This window comes from Nitrosomonas sp., from assembly GCF_020852615.1.
Classification (GTDB): Bacteria; Pseudomonadota; Gammaproteobacteria; order Burkholderiales; family Nitrosomonadaceae; genus Nitrosomonas.
The window spans coordinates 169702-177771 of the sequence record NZ_JADZAJ010000005.1 but is presented as its reverse complement, the minus strand read 5'-3'; the positions used below and the strand labels follow the sequence as shown (position 1 = coordinate 177771).

7 protein-coding genes are annotated in these 8070 nt (G+C 49.3%); 2 read left to right on the top strand and 5 right to left on the bottom strand.

Annotation, left to right across the window (positions count from 1 at the left end):
* Positions 1 to 437: 437 nt before the first annotated feature.
* From IT527_RS00945 to IT527_RS00930, 4 genes are all read right to left on the bottom strand, one after another.
* Positions 438 to 1388, bottom strand: a complete 951-nt coding sequence (locus tag IT527_RS00945) for a polysaccharide deacetylase family protein (protein WP_292965255.1) — start codon at positions 1386 to 1388, stop codon at positions 438 to 440.
* A 120-nt stretch (positions 1389 to 1508) separates the two neighbouring features.
* Entirely contained in the window at positions 1509 to 1961 is a 453-nt protein-coding gene (gene sixA, locus IT527_RS00940) for a phosphohistidine phosphatase SixA (RefSeq protein ID WP_292965269.1), read from the bottom strand.
* A gap of 50 nt (positions 1962 to 2011) precedes the next feature.
* On the bottom strand, positions 2012 to 2701 hold the full coding sequence (locus IT527_RS00935; protein WP_292965254.1) for a VIT family protein: 690 nt from the start codon (positions 2699 to 2701) through the stop codon (positions 2012 to 2014).
* Positions 2702 to 2716: 15 nt separating this feature from the next.
* Positions 2717 to 3391 carry a dienelactone hydrolase family protein gene (locus IT527_RS00930; RefSeq protein ID WP_292965252.1) on the bottom strand — a complete coding sequence of 225 codons (675 nt, stop codon included), beginning with the start codon at positions 3389 to 3391 and terminating at the stop codon, positions 2717 to 2719.
* 81 nt (positions 3392 to 3472) lie between these two features.
* Here IT527_RS00930 and IT527_RS00925 point away from each other — a divergent pair, with 81 nt between their 5' ends.
* Positions 3473 to 4582, top strand: coding sequence for a transglutaminase-like domain-containing protein (locus tag IT527_RS00925; protein ID WP_292965250.1), 1110 nt, complete (start codon positions 3473 to 3475; stop codon positions 4580 to 4582).
* 100 nt (positions 4583 to 4682) lie between these two features.
* On the opposite strand, the gene cysB is transcribed toward IT527_RS00925, so the two are convergent.
* Positions 4683 to 5636, bottom strand: a complete 954-nt coding sequence (gene cysB / locus IT527_RS00920) for an HTH-type transcriptional regulator CysB (protein WP_292965249.1) — start codon at positions 5634 to 5636, stop codon at positions 4683 to 4685.
* A 305-nt stretch (positions 5637 to 5941) separates the two neighbouring features.
* Here cysB and IT527_RS00915 point away from each other — a divergent pair, with 305 nt between their 5' ends.
* Positions 5942 to 8044, top strand: a complete 2103-nt coding sequence (locus IT527_RS00915) for a nitrite/sulfite reductase (RefSeq protein ID WP_292965247.1) — start codon at positions 5942 to 5944, stop codon at positions 8042 to 8044.
* Positions 8045 to 8070 lie beyond the last annotated feature (26 nt).

Genomic DNA, 8070 nt, shown 5'->3' with positions numbered 1-8070 from the left:
CTTGATACGCTTGACTTCTTTGCGCCCTTTATAAATTTTCCATAGAAGTGTTGCGATACAAGGTATAGCCATCACTGTAAATAAAACCGGGTTTGGTGATGTTTGTGTATACCACCGTATCCATTCCTACGCGGCTATTAATACAAAACATAATGCTGCTATGGAATAAGGAGCAACATCATCCAGGAAAATATTCTGAAGACGGTGATTCAGGGATTCACCCGGATTTCTGAGTGGATTGGCTTTTATGGGCGATTTCAAGGGATCTATTCTGTAAAAACTAGAGTTATTACGAATGATCATAACGAGAGTTTTGTTTATCCAGACATTGAATTGAACCGAATTAATCCATCAATTTCTATTCTGGTGACTTTAGCGAATATCGGATCGGAGAAGTATCTCCACGGGCGCAGGGAAGATACAGCGCCCAATAAACGTTATACAGTCTGAATTCTTTGTCTCATGTTCTGCACCATGCGCAGTACATAGCGCCATTCGCTTTTATCCCAGGGGGTGAAACGCGGTAGCTGGAACTTGTCGCTATCCTGTCGGGCAGCTCCCCATGCGGTTGAAACAGCTGCTTCAAATCCGGCATCCTTGACCATTTCTACATGGGCAGACAGGTAGTCTTTTCCCGGTTTGCCGTTCGGGTAGGCGAACAGGCGCAGGGGTGTGCCGATGATGGCTTCGAGTTTCGCTTTACCTTCTGCGATTTCGGTACGGGCGGCAGCATCATCGATGCTGGCGAGAATCGGGTGGGTGAGGGTATGGCCGCCGATTTCCATTCCGGCTTCATGTAACTGTTTAACCTGTGCTGAAGTCATCATGAGATTGTCCGGCAGTCTGGCCGCAATTATGGTGCTCAGTTTTTCCACCAGTTCGGATCGGGTTGCGTGGGACTGATATTTCAGCTTGCCTATCAGCCGGTTCAGGGTAGCCTGCCGTTGTTCAAGTGTAGTGATGGCGTGGTTCCCCAGATCGATCGAGCTCAGGTCGAGTCTGTCACCCCGGGCCAGTCGTACCGATTCGATGACGGTATCGTTCCACATTCTTCCTCCATCGAGAAAACCGGAAGCGATGAAGAATGTTGCGGTGATACCGTGTTTTTGCAGAATAGGGAGTGCAGTTTCGGCATTGTCCGCATAACCGTCGTCAAAGGTAATGCAGGCAGCGCGGGCAGGCAAAGTGCCGCTGCGCAGCCGGTTTACTGCTTCGGATAAGGGCAGAACGTTGAAGTTGTTAACCAGATAGCTCAATCCCTTTTCGAACTGTGCGATTCCTCCTTCTCCCGTTAGCAGATCCGGTTCCGGCAGTACGCGATGGTAAATGACAATGGAAAGTTTTGCGTTTTTGCCTGCAGGGGAAAACAGGGAAGGCAGTATTTTCATGTGTGCTGTACTGGTGGTTTGATCTGATCGGTGAAAGGGAAGGATACAGCCGTATTTTTACCACTATGTCACTGTCAGCAGCTGTTTTTTCGCCTTATTTTGGGAAATAAGAAGGGGGATTCACAGAATTTCAGGGGTGATCACCGCCCGCAAAATAGTGCCTCCCTGCTCATCTTTTTGTTTGCAGCTGAACCACCAGATTGAGCCTTTGCGTACAGTGAAACCGCTTTCATCTCCTTTGAGCAGGAGGGAAGCAATTTTGCCGAGGGTTGGCTGGTGTCCCACTACCAGCACTGTTCCTTCCGCCGCCGGCCAGGCAACTGTGTTCAGTATTTTGAGTGGTGTGGTGCTTGTACCTATCTGATCACTGGTTTCAAAGCGGGTGGTCAGTGCCGAGGCCGTTTGCTGTGTGCGTACAGCCGGACTGACGATAATGCGGGTATTTTCCGGTAGTCTGGGTTCAAGCCAGCGGGCCACTTTCTGTGCCTGTTTCAGGCCTTTTTCGGTTAACTCACGTGCTGAATCGGGAATGCGGTCTTCCGCTTCAGCGTGGCGCCATAAGATCAGATCCAGGGCAGGGCTCCTTTTATGATGAAAATGGTTGGTGTTGCTGCAGGTTACCTTCAGGCAACGATCCCGAAGAATATGCCGGTAAGTGCGGTAAATCCCATGGCCAGCGCTCCCCAGAAAATGACACGTGCAGTACCTGTCACTATATTGGCTCTTCCAAGATAGGCGGCTTCTGCGCCCAGTGCAGCAAGTGCGAGCAGAGAGGATGCTGCCACAGTAGGAATAATCTGGCCTGCAGGTGCAATGATAGTTGCCGCGAGAGGAATCGAGGCACCAACAGTAAACATGCCTGCCGAAGTGAAAGCAGCCTGAATGGGTTTTGCGTTGGTGCGTTCGTGTAGACCCAGTTCATCTCGCAGATGAGCATCCAGTGCATCATGTGCCATGAGTTCTTCAGCAACTTGTGATGCCAGTTCGGGTTGCAGGCCTCGTTTGATGTAGATATCCGTAAGTTCCTGCAGTTCGAAATCAATATCCCGGTCAAGATGATATTGCTCCAGGGCAATATCCGCTTTTTCTGTATCGGATTGAGAGCTGACAGATACATATTCACCCGCTGCCATTGACATGGCGCCGGCAACAAGGCCGGCCACGCCCGCAAGAACGATTTCATTCACGGTAGTAGAAGCGGCGGCCACCCCGATAATCAGGCTGGCGATTGAAACAATGCCGTCATTAGCACCCAGTACGGCGGCTCGTAACCAGCCGGAACGGTGTGAATAATGGTTGTTGTCGTGAGCCATTGCCTGAATTTACTCTTATTTCAGGAGGGTTTTCAGCCAGCGGGAAATGTCGGCCAGTTCCTGATTACATACGCTGTGCTCCATCGGATATTCATGCCAGGTTACAGAATAATGGTATTTGCGCAGCAGTTGCAGCGAGGTGTGTGCCAATGCTATCGGAACGATGGGATCTTCATTCCCGTGTGCCATGAATACGGGAGTGGCTTTGCCGGCGGTATGTGCCTCTTCAGCAATTTTATGAGCGAGCGGAAGGTAGCCTGATAACGCGATAATGCCGGCAAGCCTGCCTGGATAACGTAATCCGGTTTGCAGTGCCATGGCAGCGCCTTGCGAGAACCCGGCAAGAATAACATGGTCAGACGGGGTACCCCTCTGGTGTTCACGTTCGATGAGTGCCGTGATGGCATGCTGAGATCTGTACAGCCCGGCTTCATCTTCCTGTTCAATGAGATCAGTATGCCGGATATCGTACCAGGCCCGCATGGTATAGCCGCCGTTGATGGTGACGGGTTGCAGGGGAGCGTGAGGAAACAGAAAACGGACTGGAACGGCTGGCAAATCGAGCGTTTGTACAACGGGTACAAAATCATTACCATCTGCCCCCAGCCCGTGCATCCATATCACGGTGTATAACGGGTTGTCGCCGGTTGTAATATCAATTGCGGCAAGCTGAAATGAGTTGTCTGGCATGAAAAACCGTTGGGAATTGACGAGGTTGGCCGGCAGCGATAAATTTAGCGGGTTCCAATACTACCATTGATGAGGAGTTGTATGAAACGCAGGAGTTTTTTCAAGCTGGTTGGGTCAGGTGCGGCAGCTGCGGCACTGTTTCCGGCAATATCACGAGCAGCCGCATTGCCTTTAAATCAGGCTAAATGGCGTGGTTATCAGCTGACGTATCAGGTGACGTTACCCGCGGCAGGTAAAGCTGCAAAGCTGTGGCTGCCACTGCCGGATACCACGGATACCACTTACCAGTTCACACAGGGAAGCAACTGGAGTGGCAATGCCAGTTCAGCCGGATTCAGCATGTTACCCGGTACCCGCTCACCGGTATTCCATGCCGAATGGCAAAAAGGGGGAGAGCGTACCGTCAAGGTGAGCAGCATCGTAAAAACGTGTGATCGGTCGGTTGATCTGCGTTTTTATAAGGCACCGGCCAGGGTTGTGATTCCTCAGGATGTAAAACGCTATTTGCAGTCAACCAGACTGATCCCGTTAGACGATGCTGTGAAAAAAACAGCATTTTCCATAACTGGCCAGGCCAGGGCAGGCTCACCTTTGCAACAGGCACGCGCCATTTATGACTGGGTGATTGATAATGTTGCTTATGATGTGAATATGCGCGGCCAGGGCAATGGCGATCTACGGAGTCTACTTTCGAAGAAAGATAAACTCAGCGGGAAATGTGCTGATATTCATACGATTTTTGTCGGACTTGCGCGTGCTTCCGGCATCCCGGCCAGAATCCAGTACGGGATTCGTATCAATGACTCTGCACTGAACAAAAACCTGGGTAAAACAGGGGATGTAAGTACTTCCCAGCATTGCCAGGCGGAATTTTATCTTTCCGGATTCGGTTGGGTGCCGGTAGATCCGTCTGATGTGGCGAGGGTGGCGGCAGCTGAATCATTGCCACATAACCATGAAACAATCAGTCAGTTGAGAGAAAAGCTGTTTGGATCCTGGGAGATGAACTGGGTGGCTTTCAACGATGGAGAAAATGTTGATCTCGGCAAGGCTTGTGCTATTGGCAAACTGCCATCTTTTGGCTATCCGCATGCAGAGATCGACGGACGTCCGCAAGACAGTCTGGAACCTGAAACTTTTTCTTACAAGATTGTTTCTGCTGTCCTGGTAGGTACTGGCGCGAAGCTGTAGTCTGCTATCTGATATAGCCTGATGGCCATTCGCGTGCGCAGTGGTTGTCAGGCACTTTCAATATCGCTGTTTGTGTGGCAGTCAACCTGATCTTTGCGCATTAACGGGTTTGCTGTTTATATTCTGCGGAGACATGCTTCGTTAATGCTTTTTTGACAGTTTCTGTATCCAGATGTGGAGCAAACATCTCGATAAAATCGTAAATATAGTGGCGAATATAGCTGTTACGACTGATACCGATACGGGTGGTGCTGGGTTCAAACAAATGCGCGGCATCAATCGCCCGTAACTTCTTGTCGCGCACCGGATCAAAAGCCATTTTTGCCAGGATGCCCACACCCAATCCAATTTCCACGTAGGTTTTGATTACGTCAGCGTCAATCGCTGTCAGAACGACGTTTGGTTTTAGTCCTCTGGCTTCAAATGCCTGGTTGATTTTGGAACGGCCGGTAAAAGCAAAATCGTAAGTGACAATAGGGTGTTCAGCGATGGCTTCAAGCGTTAATTCCCTGAGCAGGAGCAAAGGATGTCTGGGAGGAACAACGATACATCTGTTCCATTCATAGCAAGGCAACATAACGAGTTCATCAAATAATTCGATTGCTTCGGTTGCAATGGCCAAATCAGCTTTGCCGGAGGAAACCCAGGTGGCTATTTCAATCGGACTGCCCTGACGCAATGTTAGCTTGATTTTTGGATAGCGCCCGATAAAACGTTTGATGACGGCGGGCAGAGCATATCGTGCCTGTGTATGTGTCGTGGCGATAATGAGTGTGCCACTTTCTCTGTCACTGAATTCTTTGCCAATCTTTTTCAGGTTATCCGCATCTTGCAGCATTCTCTGCGCTGTTTCGAGAATCGCTAATCCCGGCGGGGTGATATGTGTGAGACGTTTCCCGTTGCGTGTAAAGATTTCAACGCCCAGCTCCTGTTCCAGCAGCTGGATCTGCCGGCTAATGCCGGGCTGGGAGGTATGCAGTACACCCGCTGCTTTGGACAGATTAAGCTTTTGCCTGGCAATTTCATTGAGGTATCGCAGTTGCTGGAGTTTCATTTATATATATTTTAGTAATATGTATTTAATTTATTAGTATTTTATTTTATAAAAAAATATTGTTAAGCTCTCGGAAAAATAGAGCTGAGGCGGGATACGACTGATACGATTAAAAATTGCCGGCTAACAAAATCCGGATGATGTTATATGGCCGATAATGCGGTAATTCAGCCTCTTATTTACAAGATTGGCGCCAGCAGTACGTGATTATCAGATAAAATGCTGCGCTTTCCCTGTTGAAATAATTCAACAAATTTATAACAAACAACAATATAGCGCACTAAAGGAAGCTACGGAGAGTGAAAATGGATTATTTGACTGATCTTGCTGACAGCAAAGAAATTGATGCCTACGAGCAGGCGATGCTCGGAATGATAAATGGTCAGGTGGATGGTGACCGGTTTATGGCCACCCGTCTGCAAATGGGTATCTACGGTCAGCGGCAGGAAGGTGTCCACATGGTGCGTGTCAAAATTCCGGGCGGGCGACTGGTGCGCACACAGCTTGAGGCAATTGCAGATGTGCTGGAAAACTACGCACAGCACGATAAGGCACATATCACAACCCGTCAGGATATCCAGCTGCATTACGTCCCGCTGAGAGATACGCCGGCTGCCATGCGCCGTTTGCTGCAGGGTGGCCTGACAACGCGGGAAGCATGTGGCAATACGATCCGCAATATTACTGCGTGTCCCCTGGCAGGGGTGTGCTCACGAGAGCATACCGATGTTACTCATTATCTTAATGCTACGGTACGGCACTTTTTACGCAAACCGCTTAATCAGCTGATGCCACGGAAATTCAAGATCAGTTATTCGGGATGCGAATCGGATTGCGCTCAGTCCATGATCCATGATCTGGGAATTGTTGCAGTCAAGAATCAGGAAGGGAAGTTTGGCTTCAAAATTGTAATTGGTGGCGGGCTTGGTCATAAACCGCATGAAGCAATTGTGGTTGAGCCGTTTATTGAAGAAAAGGATCTGTTTCTGGTTATCGAAGCAGCGTTGACCGTTCATAACAAATATTCAGATCGAGCCAAGCGTGCAAAATCACGTATCAAGTTTCTGGTGGATAAATTTGGTGAAGAAGGTTTTATCGGAAAATATCAGGAAGAGCTTGCCCGTATCAAAGAGGTATTGAAAAACCAGCCTTACCCCGAAGGAAAATGGGCGGCAGGCAGAACAGATGTTGAGGCGCCTGGTCAGGGTGCACCACGTCATATTTTTGAACAAAAACAGCCTGACTTAAAAGTAGTGCCAATCAGTGTCCGTCTGGGACAGCTAAGTGCTGTTCAGTTGAGAGGATTGGCCGGGTTATTAAAGAAACATGATTTTCTCGAAGTGCGTACAACCCAGGATCAAAACATGATGCTGGTAAACGTGCCGCAGGACTTGCTCTCTGATATCCAGCTTGCGCTGGCCGGGCTGGATCTGGGTTTACCCAGGGCGGGTGATAATGTTGTGGCTTGTCCGGGTACATCCACATGCCGACTGGGGATTACTTCCAGTCCTACTGTGGGAGGAAAATTATCAGGTGGCAAGCACGATCTGAGGATTCGTGTGTCAGGGTGCCACAATGGCTGCGCTCAGCCTGAAGTCGGAGATATTGGTATATATGGTGAAGGTAAGCGCATGCATGGCAAGCTGGTACCGCATTATCAGATGTATTTTGGAGGGGATGGGATGGCAGGGGGAGGGCTGGCTTTCAAGGGGCCTTCTGTTCCAACCGCTCGCATTGAGACAGCCATTGATCGCGTGAAAACCTCATTTGATGCGGATCGTGCAGCGGATGAATCATTTTTTAACTGGACTCGCCGTAAAGGTACCGGATATTTCAGTGAACTGGTTGCTGATTTAATAGAGGTCAGTTCTGAGGAACTGGCTTCTGTCGCGCGTGATCACGGCCATGCCGATGATTTTAAAGTATTGCAGTTGGGTGGAGGCGAATGTGCGGGAGCCAAGCAGGTGCAGATTGGTACAACCTTCTTTGACGCAGCTAATGAGCGGAATTACCGCAATGCGCTGAAATTCCAGCGTGATTTTGTGGAATCCCTTAAATCTGCTGAGGCAGTTATTCAAATGATCAGCCAGGGAGTAATACAGCTGGCCGGGGGGCGTAAACATGAAACACTTGCAGAACAGGCTATGGAGTTAGCGCAAATAGCCCCTGCGCATTCCGCCCTGGCGAAATCCATTTCTAACTTTGTGCGGTATTTTTCCTGGCCGGATGAAGGGTTAAATGATCAGCTACTGACTGAATGGTACGCTGAAATGGATGCCTGGACTAATGATGCAGCGAAATTCTGTATGGAATTTGATCGCCAGCTTGATCTGGAAGGTGCATTGCCGCAAATTTCAGGTGGGGCTGTTTTGAAGCATCAGACCGGTAATCCGGCTTCCACTGTTTGAGGCTTTCCTGGCAGGTTGGATTTCAC